Here is a 17315-nt window from a genome sequence, read left to right as displayed (position 1 = left end):
TCTGAATCACCGTCATAAGTTTCCGTTAATCGGCTTTTGGCTCGGATGCTTAAGGGTATTCATTTTCAATCTAATTTGAGCTGGATTGGATTGATAGTCACGCATCTATAAAACTATATATGTATTTCAGAGGCTTATGGGGTTTTCGGTTGAATAGAGAAAACGACTCAACTCTCAATTCAAAGTTGCTTCGTCAATTTCCCCTCAACACACAACTAAACCCTAGAGCGTGTTGATGTCTGCGGTTTAAAACCATGCATTGACTTTGAAACCCCATATTCAGGCTGCGATCTTTTTTAGTCGCGCTCTGATTCTCTCAACTCAGCTCAAGAGGTCAAATTGACACCCAGCTTCCAATCCGCTAGGCCGCCGCCTTCACCACACTTCCAAGAGAGACAAAGGTTGGGTCATGGGACGTAAGCGCAAGGGACGTGATATTTCTGGCTGGCTCGTGGTCGACAAGCCCGCAGGCATGACGTCCACGGCTGTGGTCAACAAAATCCGCTGGGCTTTTGACGCAAAGAAAGCAGGCCACGCAGGTACCCTTGATCCCGATGCCACCGGCGTGCTTGCCGTGGCCCTTGGCGAAGCCACCAAAACTGTGCCTTTCATCACCGATGCGCTGAAGGCTTATACCTTCACCGTGCGTCTGGGTCAGGCCACCAACACCGACGATGCCGAAGGCGAAGTGATCGCCCAATCCGATCTGCGCCCTGCTGACGAGGATATCAAAGCTGCGCTGGGTCAGTTTGTGGGTGACATCATGCAGGTGCCGCCTAAGTTTTCCGCGGTGAAAATCGACGGCCAGCGCGCCTATAAACTGGCCCGCAATGGCGAGGATGTGGAACTTGCCGCCCGCCCGCTCTGGGTCGAAGAGCTGGTGATGGTAGACCGCGAAGACGAAGACCACGTCACCCTTGAAATGACCTGTGGCAAAGGCGGCTATGTGCGCTCCATTGCCCGTGATCTGGGCGCGGCGCTTGGCTGTCACGGCCACGTGCGCGAGCTGCGCCGCATCTGGTCCGGCCCGTTTGACGCCGCTGATGGCCTCACCATCGAACAGATCGACGAAATGGCCAAACAGCCGGAGCTCGACACCCACCTGCGCCCGCTTGAAGAGGGTCTTGAGGAGCTCACCGAGGTCAAAGCCACCCCAGATGGCGCCACCCGTCTGCGCAACGGCAACCCCGGCATGGTGATTGCCCATGATGTGGAATACGGCGAGGAATGCTGGGCCAGCTATGAGGGCGAGGCCGTGGCCGTGGGCATCTTCAAGGCGGGCGAGCTGCACCCCAACCGGGTGTTTGTGAAAGCCGGATAACCCCGGTCGCTGCTCTATGATCACGCGCCATTTTCAGAAAGAGGATGCCACCTCCTCCGCGATCTATTCAGAGTGCGAAACCTACCGCTATGCGCTGACCCGTGTGTGGGACGATACGCAGCCGCGCGTGCTCTTCATCATGCTCAACCCCTCCAAGGCCACAGAGCAGCAGAATGACCCCACCATCGAGCGCTGCGAACGCCGCGCCCGCGCGCTGGGGTTTGGCGGCTTTCGCGCGGTCAATATCTTTGCCCTGCGCGAAACCGACCCGAAGAAAATGCGCGCCCACCCGGCCCCGACCGGCCCGGACAATGACGCCATCGTGGCCGAAAGCTGTGACTGGGCCGATGTCATCCTTGCCGCATGGGGCGCCCATGGCGACCACCTGAACCGCGGCTTTGAAATGCGCGACGTGCTCGCCGGTCTGAACAAACCCATGCACACGCTGGGCCTGACCAAAGCAGGCCACCCCCGCCATCCGCTCTATATCTCCTACGCCCAACAGCCCGAGCCTTGGGATCTGTCCGCGCATTAGGCGGCGTCTGGCGCACAAAACCCTTTTCTTTTTGGCCTCTGAGGACTAAATACGCCCATCCACCGGAGATTCTCCGGCGGATTTCTCTATGGACCTTGCTGGACGACATCCCGGCTTGCGCCCGAAACCCTTTGATACAGGAGACCCCGATGTCGATCACTGTTGAAGAAAAAGCACGCCTGATGAAAGAATTCGCGACCAAAGAGGGCGACACCGGTTCTCCGGAAGTCCAGGTTGCGATCCTGACATCCCGCATCAACACCCTGACCGAGCACTTCAAAACCCATAAGAAAGACAACCACGGCCGCCGTGGTCTTCTGAAAATGGTTGCTCAGCGTCGTAAGCTTCTGGACTACACCAAAGGCAAAGACGAAGCGCGCTATCAGGACCTGATCAAGCGTCTGGGCATCCGTCGCTAAGACGCCGCTCACTGCGAGATTATCTGAAACGCCTGCTCCCACGAGCAGGCGTTTTGCTTTGGGCCGCCCGCACGGCTTTACGCCAAGTCAAATTTGACAGTCCCGGCACAAGCAAACAGACTGTGCGGCCAAAGGGAGAACACATCATGAAAGACGCATTGTCGGTATTGATCCGTATGGGCAGCCTGCACCGCCTGCTGCCGTTCTGGCTTGTTGGTCTGTGGTTGATCACACAGAACCTGTCGTGGTGGATTCCCGTCGCGCTGGTCTATGGCTATATCGCGCAGCTCTTTGTCGAATATGCCATGCATCGCTTCCTGCTGCACCGCGAGCCGCCCACCGATCAGGGCGTGTTTAACGAACTCTACCGCAGCCATATCGGTCACCATGAATTCCCGTCGGACCCGGAATATTTCACTGGCGGTGACCATTGGTATCCGGTGCGCTTCGGCCTCGTATCGATTGCCCTGCACACACTTCTGCTCTGGCCGCTGTTCGGTTTGGGAACGGCTTTCACCTTCTCATATATCGCGCTTTTTGTGGGATCGGTGACCGCCTTTGCCACCTATGAATACTGCCATACCCTGTCACATCTGAATGTGAATAAAGGCAAATTCGGCCAGTATGTGACACGCAAACATCTGGCTCACCACTTTCAGGACCACCACGCCACCTTTCAGGTCAGCTTCGGCTTTGACTGGATTGACCGGCTGTTTGGCACCGCCCACGACAAAGCCGAAGCCCGTGCGCGCTATGATCGCAAAACCCTGCTCTCCATGGGGATGGACCCCGATGATCTGCGGCTGGTGACTGCGCGCAAAGCCTTTGGCATCACCCAACGGCCAGGCGCAAAGAAAGCCTCCTAACAACTGCGCTTGGCAGGCTTATGCCACAATTGAGAGTTTTGGTTTGCCCAGTTTGCGACTTGCCGGCTTGACGCCCGCGGGAAAACGGTGGGCAAAACCAAGGCCAGCACGGATCAAATCTGGATCCATACGCCCGCGCGTGACAAAGGCGACCGCACTGCGCGCGCCCGAGGCTTTGTCACGCCGCATGTGATGCAGCATCGACATGATTTGCATCTCATCATCTGTCATCTGTTCACGGGTGTCGATGCAAAGCGGATCGATCATCTCCGGTCCACCATCTCGGCAATCAAAAAGAGCCAGAGCCACACGATTGAGCAAATGCGCGACGGGTAGACCAATCGCCTCTCCCCAACGTTCCACCGCGACATCCTGCCCCCGCACCCAACCACGCGGATCGCTTTCAGACAGCCCTAGCATGACGTGACGCAATACGGGCAACAGGCCATACTCAAACTCGTCACACCCAATGGTGCGCAGCGCTTTTACGGAGTGCGCATTGACAACGTTTCGATCCATCTTACTCATGCCTGCTTCCTGCCATCGTTTAAAGCAGAAACAATCGACACCACATTTTGAGGCAAACCCGCAGGGTCAACTGGTGTGATTGGCATCGGAGACGCTGCGGCTGCAGGAAACCGTAAGCTGGCTTCCATTGCCTCACGCAATTCTGGCTTCAATCCGCTCCCGAAGCCCTGAGCAGTTTGATCTGCAGCCAACAATCCCAGAAATACATGAACCATTGTGTTTCCTTTCAGCTCAACAATGAACCGTGCGCGATTGGTCATTTGAAACGACGACAAACCGCGCACGCAGAATTGGAAACCAGAGCTATCGAAAGGGTATCTTGGCTAGGCACGCACTATCTGACAAATTTAGTCAGAAATTACAAGCCGTAACATTACACCCCCCAAAGGCAAGTCGCCGCCCCCAAGGGCGCGGCGACTTACCATTCAAATCAGATCGTTAGTAGACTACTGGACTTTGTCGTGTGTGGAGATCACGGCCGCCACACGCTTGCCGATCTCTCGACTGCCTTTCAGAGACGGGTGAATCATATCTCCGCTATGAAAACTGCGATCTCCATGCGGGACAAGATCCGCGAGAGAGACAAAATGGACCCCTCGGTCCAGTGCAGCAAGCTTGGCGATACGCGCTTCAAGCGCCTCACCATTGTCGCGACAGCTTTCAATCGGAGACCAGACCCCTGGACTGCGCAAGTAACCAACCCATGCCACCTGCGCGCCTTTCTGACGTAGTTCTTGAACCAGCATAGGTATTGCACCGCGTTTTCCATCCTCGCTGATAAGCTTGTTCAACTTGCGGGAACACTTCCCGCAACCACAGCCAAGCCAAAGATCGTTGCCACCACCATTAAGCACCACCCAATCCCACGCGCCGTTGCGATACTGACTGGCGATTTTCATGCCCATGGCTCCCGAGACCGGCAATTTATAAAGCACGCGTGCCCCGCTGACTGCGTTGCTTGCCACCGGTTCTCCAAGCGCGTTTTCCAAGGCATGTGACACCGACTTCTGCGTCAAACTGTGCCATGCCATCATGCTGTCGCCCATCGCCAGGATACGTGCCTCCTTCTCTTGAGGCACCACAGCGTTTTTGGCCACAACATCCGCCGTGCTTGAGAGCACAGCTGTTTCCGAAGATTCTTCGGAAGATACATTGGCTATATCCTCAAGCGGAGGCATTGACGCGCACCCCGCAACAAGGAACACCACCGCAAATCCGATGGCCAACAAAAGGGTATATGGGGCTCTTATCAAATGGTCTCTCATACGCACGCCTAATCCACGCAAATTCGAATCGAATACGGCAAGCCCCCAAGCCGCTACAGTCCAGCTTAATCTCGCTCAATTTATGGTTAATTGCCACGATTGCTTCGTGAACAATGTGTTGCGGCTCCCGCTATAGTCGCAAGCCTCAAGGGGCAAAACGCGCCAAAAGCGCCTTCTTCAACACTTATCCTACGCAAAATCTGGTTTCCAAAGGCCTTATTTTCCGATATGGGCCGGTCATCTGAAAGCTTGCGCTCTGATCCCGGCGCTCGAAGCAAGATAAGGGGGATCGGCGGCAATGGGGCCGCTATTTCAAACGGGAGACCCGGGATACGCTCGGGAGGGCTCCCAGCTAGGATACGATGATGTTCGAAGTAACAAAGAAATCCATGCAGTGGGGCGAAGAGATGCTCACACTGGAAACGGGCAAAGTGGCCCGTCAGGCCGACGGCACTGTGATCGCCACTCTGGGCGAAACCTCCGTTATGGCCAACGTGACCTTTGCAAAGGCACCAAAGCCCGGTCAGGACTTTTTCCCGCTGACCGTACATTACCAAGAGAAATACTACGCCGCCGGCAAAGTACCGGGTGGCTTCTTCAAGCGCGAAGCGCGCCCGACTGAAAAGGAAACCCTGACCGCGCGTCTGATCGACCGTCCGATCCGCCCGCTGTTTGTTGATGGCTTCAAAAACGAAGTTCTGGTGATGTGCACCGTGCTGTCCCACGATCTGGTCAACGACCCAGACATCGTGGCGATGATCGCAGCCTCTGCCGCGCTGACCATCTCCGGCGCACCCTTCATGGGCCCGATTGCGGGCGCACGTGTGGGCTATGAAGACGGCGAGTACATTCTGAACCCAACCGTTGACGACATGCAGGATCTGCGTTCCAATCCAGACCAGCGTCTGGATCTGGTTGTGGCCGGTACCAAAGACGCCGTCATGATGGTTGAATCCGAAGCCTACGAGCTGACCGAAGCAGAGATGCTGAGCGCCGTGACCTTCGCACACGAGCAGATCCAGCCGGTGATCGACCTGATCATTGATCTGGCCGAAGAAGCTGCCAAAGAGCCGTTTGACTTCCAGCCACCAGAATACACCGAGCTGTTTGACGCGGTGAAAGCGGCTGGCGAAGAGCAGATGCGCGCAGCCTTCGCTCTGCGTGACAAGCAGGAGCGTACCGCTGCTGTGGCCGCTGCCCGTGACGCGATCAAAACAGCTCTGACGGAAGAGCAACTGGAAGACGCGAACCTCGGTTCCGCGCTGAAGAAGCTTGAAGCAGGCATCCTGCGTGGCGACGTTGTGAAAACCGGCACCCGTATTGACGGCCGCAAAACCGACGAAGTCCGCGACATCGTCTGTGAAACCGGCATGCTGCCACGGACCCACGGCTCCGCGCTGTTCACCCGTGGTGAAACACAGGGCCTCGTGGTGACCACTCTGGGCACCGGCGACGACGAGCAGATCATCGACGCGCTGCACGGCAACTTCCGCTCCAACTTCCTGCTGCACTACAACTTCCCTCCCTACTCCGTGGGTGAAGTTGGCCGCGTGGGCTCCCCGGGTCGTCGTGAAATCGGTCACGGCAAACTGGCTTGGCGCGCGCTACAGGCAGTTCTGCCGGCGGCAACCGACTTCCCTTACACCGTGCGCGTGGTCTCTGAGATCACCGAATCCAACGGCTCCTCTTCTATGGCGTCCGTTTGCGGTGGCTCGCTGTCCATGATGGACGCAGGTGTGCCTCTGAAATCCGCCGTTGCCGGTGTGGCCATGGGCCTCATTTTGGAAGACAGCGGTGACTACGCGATCCTGACCGACATCCTGGGTGACGAAGACCACCTCGGCGACATGGACTTCAAAGTAGCGGGTACCGAAAACGGCATCACCTCGCTGCAGATGGACATCAAAGTCGCAGGCATCACACCTGAGATCATGGAAAAAGCGCTCGCACAGGCAAAAGAAGGCCGCATGCACATCCTGGGTGAGATGAACAAATCTCTCTCCGGCGCATCGGAATTCTCCGTCCACGCACCGCGTATCGAAACCATGAACATCCCAACCGACAAGATCCGCGAAGTGATCGGCTCCGGTGGTAAAGTGATCCGCGAAATCGTCGAAGTGTCCGGCGCTAAAGTCGACATCAACGACGAAGGCGTGATCAAGATCGCAAGCCCGAACGGTGACTCGATCCAGAAGGCCTATGACATGATCCACGCGATCGTGGCAGAGCCGGAAGAAGGCGCGGTTTACACCGGTAAAGTTGTGAAAATCGTCGACTTCGGTGCCTTCGTGAACTTCTTTGGCAAGCGCGACGGCCTGGTGCACGTGTCACAAATCGAGAACCGCCGCCTGAACCATCCGTCCGACGTTCTGAAAGAAGGTCAGGAAGTGAAAGTCAAACTGCTTGGCTTTGACGACCGCGGCAAGGTGCGCCTGTCCATGAAAGTTGTGGATCAGGAAACCGGCGAAGAGATCGTTCTTGAGAAAAAAGAGAAGAAAGAAGACTAAGCGCTTCCTTCTCTAACATAAGAAAGCCCCGGTGGACACGCTGGGGCTTTTTTGTTGGGCCACACAGCCCACAGCCCCTTTTCTGACACAGAAAAACCGCCCCGAAAGACTCGAGACGGCTTGATCTTTCCAACGATGTGCTGCGCGTCAGGCGGCGGCCACAGCCTCTTCCTCATCGTCAAACAGCACCACATCCCCGGCAGCACTCGCTTCAATAGCTGTCGTCGAGTCTGCTTCAGCCACCTGAAAGCCGGACAGGCCATCCACCAGACGGTCGACCGACATATCGAGGCTGGAGGTCGCCGCAAAGGCCTCTTCAGAACGTGCCGCATTGGCCTGTGTCTCGGAACCGATGGTCTGCATACTGTCGCGGATCTGCGAAACAGATTGCGCCTGCTTGTCCGAAATCTCCGAGATTTCAGCGATATTGGTGCGCACTTCGCTCACATCGCTCAGGATGGTCTCCAGCGCACCGCCCACTTCACGCACCAGCGCCACACCGCTGGCCACATGGCCGTTGCTCTGGCTGATCAACCCGTTGATGTTCTGCGCCGCCTCTGCGGAGCGATGTGCCAGCTCGCGCACTTCGGAGGCCACAATCGCAAACCCTGCGCCCGCTTCCCCGGCGCGCGCCGCCTCCACGCCCGCATTCAGCGCCAGCAGGTTGGTCTGGAAAGCGATGTCTTCGATCAGCGCCACAACCGTGTCAATCTGCGCCGAGCTCGCCTCGATCTCATCCATCGTGGTGACCGCCTTGCGCACAACCTCGGTGCCCTCACGGGTCAGCTTGGTGGTGTTATCAAACCGCGTCTGCGTGTCCATCGCCTTCTCAACAGCGCCCTTCATAGCGTCGGCAATCTGCTCCACGGCACTGGTCACATGCGCCAGCTCACCCGCCTGTTTCTCCGTGCTATGGGCCACATTGGAGGACACTTCACGCAGCTCACGGCTGTCGGTTTCAATCTGGCTGGAAATCGTCGTCACAGAGCGCACAATCCCGTTCAGAGAGTCCACAGACGCGTTGAAGCTCTTGCGCAGATCCTCATAGCTTGCCTCAAACGGCACATTTACGCTAGCGTCCAGATTGCCCCCTGAGATCAGGGTCAGTTTGCTGTGCAGGGTGTTCACCACGTCAGACTGCACCTTGTCTTTGGCTTCAATGCTGGCCTTTTCAGCATTCAGCGTATCCATCAGATCCTGCTGTGCCTGCTGCTCTTTGGCCAGTTCCTGAAGCTGCTTGCGGTAATTGTTCACAGAAACCACCAGAATGGCGGTTTCCGCCACAACGATCACCGCATGGATTACCGTACGCTGCACATTGCCCATCAAATCCACCGAAGGATAGACCAGCGCCGGAAAGAGAAACGTCAACGCAAGGTGATGCACGGCAATCACCCCGGCCGCCACCAGAATTGCCACCGGGCACACCAGCACCGTGGTGATCGCCAGCATCGCAAAGAACATCATGTGAATATCAAGCTGCCAGGCATGCCCGGCCATGGCCGCAAGCAGCACCATGATCTGACCAGAGCTCGCCACCGCAACGCTCAGGCGTGCCGCCATATTGCCGTTTAGCCGCATGGCATAAAGCGCCAGCCCCACCAAAACCGCAGACGATCCGCCCAACGCGATCATGTTGCCACCACGCAGAACTGCGACTCCCACGGCGAGAGCGCCCAGAAACGCAGTCAGGATCGCCATGACTTTTACACCAACTTGCTGCGAATGAATTAGTTTTGGATTCTCAATCATGCTTGTTCTCCACACAGCCAGGACAGCGCCTTGCCGTCCAAAATGGCCCATGCTCCATTTTCTTTCAGTCTGTCTTCAAAGTTCGCGCTATCTGACATTCCCATTACAGCCATCGGGGCGCGGGAAACGCCCACCAGCCAGCCACCAGAGGCTTTCACAATGCCTTCCAGATCCGCTCCCGGACCTGCCACAACCACCACCGGTCCCCCCTCTGTCAAAGGCGCACCGACCACTGCCAGGACAGGAGTCACTGTCAGACAGAATACCGAAGCGAGAATCGCTGGGAGGAATTGGAGAGGCTTAGTCATGCGTACATCTGTGCGGAAAGGTCTTTCCAGCACATTAACTGCCCCACAGCGGGCTGCGCGCAAACGCTTAAGAATTTATCGTATCGCACAACCTTTAGGATAAAGCGACAAGGGGTATTTGCATTATCCAAGCAAAAAGCACCGCCAAAATTTGACGGTGCTTCTTAATAGATTGACGCTAGTCTTGTCAGAATAAAAGCCTAATCACAAAGGCTTACATCTTAAGCTTGCCGTGGTTAACCCGGCAGCTTGGTTGTGCGCAGATACGGGAAGTGCGTTGTGAAAGCACCATATTTTGCCGTTGCGTCCTCATCACTCACAGCAACCGGAATCACAACATCACCACCCGGCGTCCAGTTCGCCGGCGTCGCAACATTCTCCTTCGCAGCGGTCTGCAGCGCTTCGAGTGCCCGCAGAATCTCTGCAAAATTGCGCCCCACATTCATCGGATAGGTCATCGACAGCTTCAGTTGCTTGTCCGGGCCGATGATAAATACCGACCGCACGGTGGCGCTGTCCGCAGGGGTGCGCCCGTCTGGCAGATAGGCCTCCGCTGGAAGCATGTCAAAAGCCTTGGACACCGCCAGTCCATCATCTGCGATGATCGGGAATCCCGCATCTGCACCAGCGTAGGACTCGATGTCCTTCTTCCAGCCTTTGTGATCTTCCACACCGTCAACAGAAACGCCCATCACCTTCGTGCCACGTTTTGCCCATTCATCAGCAAGCTGGGCAACCGCACCAAACTCGGTGGTGCAGACAGGTGTGAAATCTTTCGGATGGGAGAACAGGATCGCCCAGCTGTCTCCAATCCAATCATGGAAAGTGATCGTGCCCTGATCCGTTTCGGCGGTAAAGTTTGGCACAACATCATTAATTCTCAGGCCCATTGGTCTCTCCCTGGTCATGGGGCTCTAAACGCATCTCACCATCCTGCCCAAAAATGAGCCCCGCTGGGTTTGGCGGCGTTGAAATTCATCTAAATCAATTGTTCAGATCGCGCGAAGAGTACATCCACCTCCTGGGAACGTCACCCCTGTAGACGTGTGTTTATTTTGCAGAGCAAATAAAGATGACCCGGCGTCGCATTCGATACCCGCGGACTTGCACCGGATATGTACCGCATGCAGAGTGCGTCCAAGATTGCGAGGGAGTGCACCATGATCGACAAACGCAAATTCTATATCAATGGCCAATGGGTTGAACCCGTAGAAGCCAACGATCTCCATGTCATTGACCCGGCCACCGAAGAACCTTGCGCCGTTATTTCGCTCGGCGATCAAGCGGACACTGAAGCCGCCGTAGCTGCGGCACGCGCGGCCTTTCCAGCTTGGGCAGACACTCCGCTTGAGGACCGTGTCGCGCTGGTCAAAAAACTGCGCGAAATCTACGTCGCCCGCCGAGCAGATATGGCAGAAGCGATGCGTGCGGAAATGGGTGCGCCGATTGACCTTGCGACCACCAGCCAATGGGGTAGCGGCACCTGGCATCTAGACGGCTTCCTGCAGGCGCTAGAAACGTTTGAATTTGAGTACGCCATGGGCGCAGACCGCATGCGAAAAGAGCCCATCGGCGTCTGCGGCATGATCACCCCTTGGAACTGGCCGATGAATCAGGTTTTCCTGAAGGCCATCCCCGCGCTTCTGGTGGGCTGCACCATGGTGCTGAAACCCTCCGAAATCGCGCCGCTCTCCTCGATTGTCTTTGCCGAGATGATGGACGAAGCGGGCTTCCCCGCGGGTGTGTTCAACATGGTCAACGGCGATGGTGTCGGCGTCGGCAGCCAGCTATCTGCACATCCCGATGTGGATATGATCAGCTTCACCGGCTCCACCCGCGCCGGCATCGCCATTTCCAAAGCTGCCGCCGACACCCTCAAACGTGTTAGCCTCGAACTGGGCGGCAAAGGCGCCAACATCGTCTTTGCGGATGCGGATGAAAAGGCCGTGAAACGCGGTGTGATCCACTGCATGCAGAACTCCGGCCAATCCTGCAACGCCCCCACCCGCATGATGGTGGAAAGCAGCTTCTACGCCGCCGCCGTCGATCAGGCCAAAGCCGCCGCCGAGGCCGTGCAAGTGGGTGCCACCACCGAGGCAGGCCGCCACATCGGCCCGGTGGTCTCCGAGCTGCAGTTCAACAAAATCCAGAGCCTGATTGAAACCGGCATCAAAGAGGGCGCTACCCTTGTCGCCGGTGGTCTGGGCCGCCCGGAAGGCGTGAACAAAGGCTACTATGTGCGCCCCACTGTCTTTGCGGATGTCACTCCCGAGATGACCATCTACCGCGAAGAAATCTTCGGCCCGGTGCTGGCGATCTCGTCTTTTGACAGCGAAGCGCAGGCGGTTCAGATGGCCAATGACACGGTCTATGGCCTCACCAACTACATCCAGACACAGGACGACGACAAACGCCTGCGCGTGGCCCGTCAGGTGCGCTCCGGCATGGTGGAAACCAACGGCGTGGGCCGCGTCAACGGCTCTCCCTTCGGCGGCTACGGCCAATCCGGCAACGGCCGCGAAGGCGGCGGCTGGGGTCTGGAGGAATTCTGCGAAACCAAAGCGATCTCCGGCGTGCCAATGGGCTGACCGGAAGGCTTAAACAAAACAAAAGGCCGCAGCACACGCTGCGGCCTTTTTTATTGAGGCTGTATTTATGCCGCTGGCTTGCGCGAGCGGTTGCGCCGCCGACGCGGGCGACCGCCACCGGGCTTGTCATTGCCATTGGCCGCGCTTTTGGGCTGACCGCCAGCAGGTTTGTTGGCACCACCGCCGGGCCTTCCACCGCCGGGTTTGCCGCCACCGCGCTTGCGCCCACCACCATCGGAACGTGGCCCGGTGCCATATTCTTTCTTCATCTCCCGAAGCTCATCGGTCGGGCGGTCAAACTTGCGCCCGATCAGCTTTTCGATGTCCTTCAGGTAATCGCGCTCATCCAGCGCACAGAAGGAAATCGCGCGCCCATCGCGGCCCGCCCGCGCGGTGCGGCCAATCCGGTGCACATAGCTTTCAGCCACATTGGGCAGATCAAAGTTGATCACCAGCGAGATCACCGGAATATCAATCCCGCGCGCCGCCACATCTGTCGCCACCAGCACGGCGATCTCACCATCGCGAAACGCCTTGATCGCGCGATCCCGCTGCCCCTGGCTCTTGTTGCCGTGGATCGACGCCGCGTTGAACCCGTCAGCGACAAGCTGCTTCATCATCCGCTCTGCACCATGTTTGGTGCGCGAGAAAATCAGCGTGCTCTCGCCCATGTTCTCCGACAGGATCTCCCGCAGGCGCACACGTTTTTCGCCCTTCTCCAGATACTCCACGCTCTGCGTGATCTTATCCGCGGTCTTGCCCGGAGGCGCGATCTCCACCCGCTTGGGCTTGGTCAGATAGCTCTGGCTCAGCTCTTCCATCTGCTTGGGCATGGTGGCCGAAAACAGCATGGTCTGGCGCGGCGTGCCCAGATGCGGCGCGATTTTGCGCAGCGCATGGATAAAGCCCATGTCCAGCATCTGATCCGCCTCATCCAGCACCAGATTGGCGACAGTGGACAGGTTGATTTCCTTGCGGTCCAGCAGATCAATCAGCCGCCCCGGCGTCGCCACCAAAATATCGGTGCCGCGCGACAGCATCGCAATCTGGCGGTTGATTGACTGGCCGCCCACAACGGTCATCACCTTGATCGGTGTGCCCTGCACCAGCGGGCGCAGGTTGTCTGCGATCTGATTGACCAGCTCCCGTGTGGGTGCCAGCACCAGCGCTTTCACCGACCGGGGCAAGGGCTTGCCCGGCTGTTCCAACAGGCGATCCATCATCGGCAGGCCAAAGGCCAGCGATTTCCCGGTGCCTGTCTGCGCAAGGCCGAGAATGTCATGTCCTTCAAGCGCTAGCGGAATCGCCTTGGCCTGAATCGGGGTTGGGGCGTCAAAGCCGTGCTTCTTCAACCCTTTCAAAAGAGTGGAAGACAGGCCCAGTTCTTCAAATTGCGCCACGATATATCCTTTCCACCGCACCCCGTTTTGGCGCACGGCAAATAGCGGCCTCTTTCACAGAGACCGCCCAGAGGTTTGACAGCACCGCCATTGCACAGACCCATTCCGTGCCAACCCGGCCTATCCGTCAGAACCCTGCGTGATGGGAACGAAACTGTCGCTGATGCGCCTGTCGGCCCTCTGTGGGGCGCGGCGCGGCCTGCTCACGCGGCTGCGCAACGACGCGCTTCACATATAGGTTCGGCGTCATTTGTCAACCTTGGCACATGAATCACAATGGGCCGGCGCACGTCGCGCCGACCCTCATGTTGCTCATTCTGCAAATATCATGGGGCTGCCACATCTGTGATGTGGCAGGGGAAAAGCCACGAATTCAGCCTTTGCCTTTCCAGGGCACCAGATATTTCTCACCCCAGCGCATCAGCATGTCGATCCCAAATCCGATGATGCCAATCAGGATGATACCCATCAGAACAATATCAGTATCCTGGAACTTCGACGCCGCCACGATCATCTTACCGACACCCTTCTCAGCGGCCACCAGTTCAGCGGCCACAACGGTGCCCCAGCAAACCCCCATCGCCACACGCGCGGCGGTGAATATCTCGGGCAAAGAATTAGGAATGATTACGTGGCGCAAGATCTGGCGTTTGTTGGCACCCAGAGAGTAGGCCGCATGCACCTTGGAAATTTTCACGCCAGACACACCGGAACGCGCCCCGATCGCCATAATCCAAAGTGCCGCGAGGAACAGCAGGATGATCTTACCCTGCTCACCGATCCCGGCCCAAATGATCACCAGCGGGATCAAAGCCAAAGGCGGCACAGGGCGCATGAATTCCACAATCGGGTCAAACCAACCACGGAACCAGTTCGAAAGGCCCATGGCGTAACCCAGCGGAATGCCAACCGCAGCGCCCAGCGCGAAGCCAACGATCACTCGGAACAGCGAATAGCTCAAATGCTCTGCCAACGTGACATTCTGATAACCGTCGCGACTCACGGAAATCAGACGCTGCCAGACGCTTTCCGGCGCAGGCAACCAGATCGATTCCATCTGCATGCCTTTGGCCGGTTCAAAGTTCAGCGTGCCCTTGTCAGTCAGTGCCACACGGCCAAAGCCAACATCGACATCCGCGTCACGGCTTATCGGCGCACCATCTACGGCAACAATCTTGGCGCCATCTTTGCGGGTCACCTCATCATTGGCATCCCAGCGCAACAGTTTGCTGCGATACGCCTGCACCACCAGCGCATCATCTTTGGCCAAGCCATCGCCTAGCACGACTTCTGGTGCTGCAGGCACCTGACCAGCCTCATGTACAATGACGCTGACAGTCGCTTCATCCGTCGTGCCATCCTCGGCCTCAAGCGTGTAGGTGAAGCTTGCCTCGCCAACAAAAGGGCCTGGCGCATGAAGGAAACCCGGCAGCCAGTTTGATCCGGTAAACGACCCCCAGATCACAAAGATCAAGACCACCGAAATCACGGAAGCCGCTTTGTTGGAAATCACCGCACTTTCGTCGCCAAAAGTCACAGTTTTCAGCGAGGTATAATCCTGCAGCGAAGACAGGCGCTGCTTGATCTGCGTGTAGACAAACAGCGCAAACAGGATCAACCCAACGTAGAGTGCCAGATACGGCAGCGCGCCAAGGACCGACAAAAACAGGGTCGCCAATTCGCCCCCAAGATCAGCAAATATCTGCCCCATCTTATGCGCCTCCCTCTGCACGGCCCATGATCTCTTCTTCCATGTTCCAGATCATGTTGAGGATCTCTTCGCGCGTCGGCGCGTAGTCAGGGTGCTTTTTCACCTCACGCAAATCCGCTCCCACGCCGAGATCTGCAAAGGGCAGCCGGTATTCTTTGTGAATGCGCCCAGGGCGTGGTGCCATCACCAACAAGCGCTCGCCCAGCAAGAGTGCTTCTTCCACCGAGTGGGTGATCAAAATGATCGTTTTCCCCGTCTCTTTCCACAATTTGAGCACAAGACTCTGCATCTTTTCCCGTGTGAGGGCGTCCAAGGCCCCCAAGGGCTCGTCCATCAGGATCACATCGGGATCATTCGCAAGACAGCGGGCCAACGCCACACGCTGTTGCATGCCGCCTGACAGCTCATACACCATCTTCTCTTTGAAATCCTGCAGACCAACCACATCCAAAAGGTGGTCCACGATCTCTGCGCTTTCCGACTTTGGCATGCCTTTCATATCAGGGCCAAAGCTCACATTGTCCCGCACGCTCATCCATTCAAAAAGCGCACCTTGTTGGAACACCATTCCGCGTTCCGCATCCGGGCCCGTGACCTGATGCCCGTTCATCACGATCTGACCCTCGGTGGGTGCCAAGAACCCGGCCACAATATTCAGCAACGTGGTTTTACCGCAGCCCGAAGGCCCCAGCACGCTCAGCAATTCGCCCTGCTTGAGATCAAGGCTCACGTCCTTGAGCGCTTGCACATGCCCGCCATCGGGCAAATCAAAGCGCATGGACAGGTTTTCGATCGATAATCCGGTCATGGTTCCCAACTGCTTGTTCGCCCATTTTTCTGGGCACTGGCGGTTGTCCCGCCCTATCTTCTGGCTGTGAAACAAAGGCCCGCCAAGAACGAGGCGGGCCTTCAAGATTTGAAATTACAGGCCTTTGGCCGCTTCCAGAGGACCGGTATTCACAGTGCCCTCATAGCTGTCAAGCGCGCTCGGGATAGAGCCTGCGCCAACGAAGACGCCTGCAACGCCTTTCATGAAGTTTTGCGCTGTTCCGCCAAACCAAGCATCACCCAGCTGTTCTTCAACAGTTGGGAATTTAAACGTCGCGAGTGTCGCGGCAGTGGCTTCTTCATCCATGCCCGCGTCCTTGGCGATCACCGGCAACATTTTGGCCTGGTTGGCTTCATCTGCCCACATTGCGTTGGCGTCGGCGGTCACTTTCAGGAACTTCGCCAGCATCTCGCTTTCTTCAGCGATGAAAGATGCCGGTGCGGTGGTGGCGTCAAACACCAGAATACCCAGCTCTTCTTTCTCTGCACCAGTCAGCAAAACGTTGCCGTGCTCTTTCATGCGGCGCAACGCGCCGCCCCAACCACAGGCCATATCCAGCGAACCCTGCGCCAGCGCAGCCGCGCCTTCCGCCGGTGCCATGTCGACAACTTCCATGCCGCCCACGTCTACGCCGAAGTGGTTCATCTGGCTCAGGAAGCCGTAGTGCGCTGCAGTGCCCAGCGGCACAGCCACTTTCTTGCCAGCCAGCTCAGCGGCACTGTCTTTATCGATCTCAAGACCAGACGCCACAACGCAGTTGTCGTTGTCTGAGTAAGACACAGCCACGTCCACAATCTGGATGTCCTGGCCGGCAGACGCCGCCACAACAAATGGTGGCACACCTTGGCTGACGGAGATTTGCACGTCGCCGGACGCCATCGCAGCGCTCATTGCGGTGCCTGTATCGAAGCTGACCCAGTTGATCTCGGTGCCCAGCGCTTCTTCATAGGTGCCCATTTGCTTGGCGTATTGGAAAGGCATCGGCCATTCGAGGAAGTAGGCCACTGTGATCTCTGCGCTCGCAGCCTGCGCGCCCATCATCATAGCGGTAGCAGCGGTGGCACCCATCAGCGTCTTTTTCAAGCTCATCGTATTTTCTCCCGTTGTCGTTATGGCGCGTTTGTACTCGAGATCTTCGGGCGTTTGGCCTCTTTTTTGATCATCGGCAATCTGCGTCCTCCTTGATCCGACCGGAATTTAGGCCACCGATCAATGTTTTTTTGGGGAATTGCCTGCCTCTGGTACACGGCTTTCACCCCTCAAAATTATTTGACCAATTGGTAGAA

The 17315-nt window shown here is 57.2% G+C and carries 16 protein-coding genes; 6 read left to right on the top strand and 10 right to left on the bottom strand.

The genetic code is table 11. The features are described 5' to 3' along the window. Positions 1-409 precede the first annotated feature (409 nt). From truB to J7412_RS02625, 4 genes are all read left to right on the top strand, one after another. Positions 410-1321 carry a tRNA pseudouridine(55) synthase TruB gene (gene truB, locus J7412_RS02640; protein WP_209076769.1) on the top strand — a complete coding sequence of 304 codons (912 nt, stop codon included), beginning with the start codon at positions 410-412 and terminating at the stop codon, positions 1319-1321. A 16-nt stretch (positions 1322-1337) separates the two neighbouring features. Further along, complete coding sequence (locus J7412_RS02635) at positions 1338-1856, top strand: DUF1643 domain-containing protein (protein WP_209076766.1); 519 nt, start codon at positions 1338-1340, stop codon at positions 1854-1856. Between the two features lie 149 nt (positions 1857-2005). Beyond that, on the top strand, positions 2006-2275 hold the full coding sequence (gene rpsO, locus J7412_RS02630; RefSeq protein WP_058241030.1) for a 30S ribosomal protein S15: 270 nt from the start codon (positions 2006-2008) through the stop codon (positions 2273-2275). Between the two features lie 146 nt (positions 2276-2421). Beyond that, positions 2422-3141 (top strand): sterol desaturase family protein, encoded by a 720-nt coding sequence (locus J7412_RS02625; RefSeq protein WP_209076763.1) that lies wholly within the window; start codon positions 2422-2424, stop codon positions 3139-3141. Positions 3142-3159: 18 nt separating this feature from the next. On the opposite strand, the gene J7412_RS02620 is transcribed toward J7412_RS02625, so the two are convergent. From J7412_RS02620 to J7412_RS02610, 3 genes are all read right to left on the bottom strand, one after another. Continuing rightward, positions 3160-3669, bottom strand: coding sequence for a hypothetical protein (locus tag J7412_RS02620; RefSeq protein WP_247742817.1), 510 nt, complete (start codon positions 3667-3669; stop codon positions 3160-3162). Further along, a complete protein-coding gene (locus J7412_RS02615) occupies positions 3666-3884 on the bottom strand; it encodes a hypothetical protein (protein ID WP_209076760.1) in 219 nt (72 codons plus the stop codon). The genes J7412_RS02620 and J7412_RS02615 overlap by 4 nt, the downstream gene beginning before the upstream one ends. 231 nt (positions 3885-4115) lie before the next feature. Then, positions 4116-4847: an SGNH/GDSL hydrolase family protein gene (locus tag J7412_RS02610; protein WP_247743727.1), complete on the bottom strand. Its 732-nt coding sequence runs from the start codon at positions 4845-4847 to the stop codon at positions 4116-4118. Between the two features lie 452 nt (positions 4848-5299). On the opposite strand from J7412_RS02610, the gene pnp reads away from it, so the two are divergent. Further along, positions 5300-7441, top strand: coding sequence for a polyribonucleotide nucleotidyltransferase (pnp, locus tag J7412_RS02605; RefSeq protein ID WP_209076757.1), 2142 nt, complete (start codon positions 5300-5302; stop codon positions 7439-7441). Positions 7442-7588: 147 nt separating this feature from the next. Here pnp and J7412_RS02600 read toward each other — a convergent pair whose 3' ends face one another. The 3 genes from J7412_RS02600 to J7412_RS02590 all read right to left on the bottom strand — a co-directional run bounded on the left by J7412_RS02600 (position 7589) and on the right by J7412_RS02590 (position 10391). After that, the gene (locus J7412_RS02600; protein ID WP_209076753.1) at positions 7589-9193 is read right to left on the bottom strand and encodes a methyl-accepting chemotaxis protein; all 1605 of its coding nucleotides are present in this window, start codon (positions 9191-9193) and stop codon (positions 7589-7591) included. Next, positions 9190-9501, bottom strand: coding sequence for a hypothetical protein (locus tag J7412_RS02595; RefSeq protein ID WP_209076750.1), 312 nt, complete (start codon positions 9499-9501; stop codon positions 9190-9192). Before J7412_RS02595 ends, J7412_RS02600 begins: the two co-directional genes overlap by 4 nt. Before the next feature lie 236 nt (positions 9502-9737). Beyond that, positions 9738-10391, bottom strand: a complete 654-nt coding sequence (locus J7412_RS02590) for a peroxiredoxin (RefSeq protein WP_209076747.1) — start codon at positions 10389-10391, stop codon at positions 9738-9740. Positions 10392-10661: 270 nt separating this feature from the next. Between J7412_RS02590 and J7412_RS02585 the strand changes: the two genes are divergently transcribed. After that, positions 10662-12089 carry an aldehyde dehydrogenase family protein gene (locus tag J7412_RS02585; protein ID WP_209076744.1) on the top strand — a complete coding sequence of 476 codons (1428 nt, stop codon included), beginning with the start codon at positions 10662-10664 and terminating at the stop codon, positions 12087-12089. A 65-nt stretch (positions 12090-12154) separates the two neighbouring features. On the opposite strand, the gene J7412_RS02580 is transcribed toward J7412_RS02585, so the two are convergent. The 4 genes from J7412_RS02580 to J7412_RS02565 all read right to left on the bottom strand — a co-directional run bounded on the left by J7412_RS02580 (position 12155) and on the right by J7412_RS02565 (position 17118). Beyond that, on the bottom strand, positions 12155-13489 hold the full coding sequence (locus tag J7412_RS02580) for a DEAD/DEAH box helicase (protein ID WP_209076741.1): 1335 nt from the start codon (positions 13487-13489) through the stop codon (positions 12155-12157). 373 nt (positions 13490-13862) lie between these two features. Further along, positions 13863-15200 carry an ABC transporter permease gene (locus tag J7412_RS02575; protein WP_209076738.1) on the bottom strand — a complete coding sequence of 446 codons (1338 nt, stop codon included), beginning with the start codon at positions 15198-15200 and terminating at the stop codon, positions 13863-13865. Position 15201: 1 nt separating this feature from the next. Continuing rightward, positions 15202-16008, bottom strand: coding sequence for an ABC transporter ATP-binding protein (locus J7412_RS02570; RefSeq protein ID WP_209076734.1), 807 nt, complete (start codon positions 16006-16008; stop codon positions 15202-15204). A 114-nt stretch (positions 16009-16122) separates the two neighbouring features. Further along, positions 16123-17118: an ABC transporter substrate-binding protein gene (locus tag J7412_RS02565; RefSeq protein ID WP_209058734.1), complete on the bottom strand. Its 996-nt coding sequence runs from the start codon at positions 17116-17118 to the stop codon at positions 16123-16125. Positions 17119-17315 lie beyond the last annotated feature (197 nt).

This window comes from Shimia sp. R9_3 (assembly GCF_017743755.1).
Taxonomy (GTDB): Bacteria; Pseudomonadota; Alphaproteobacteria; order Rhodobacterales; family Rhodobacteraceae; genus Shimia.
This window is presented reverse-complemented; position numbering and strand designations above follow the sequence as displayed.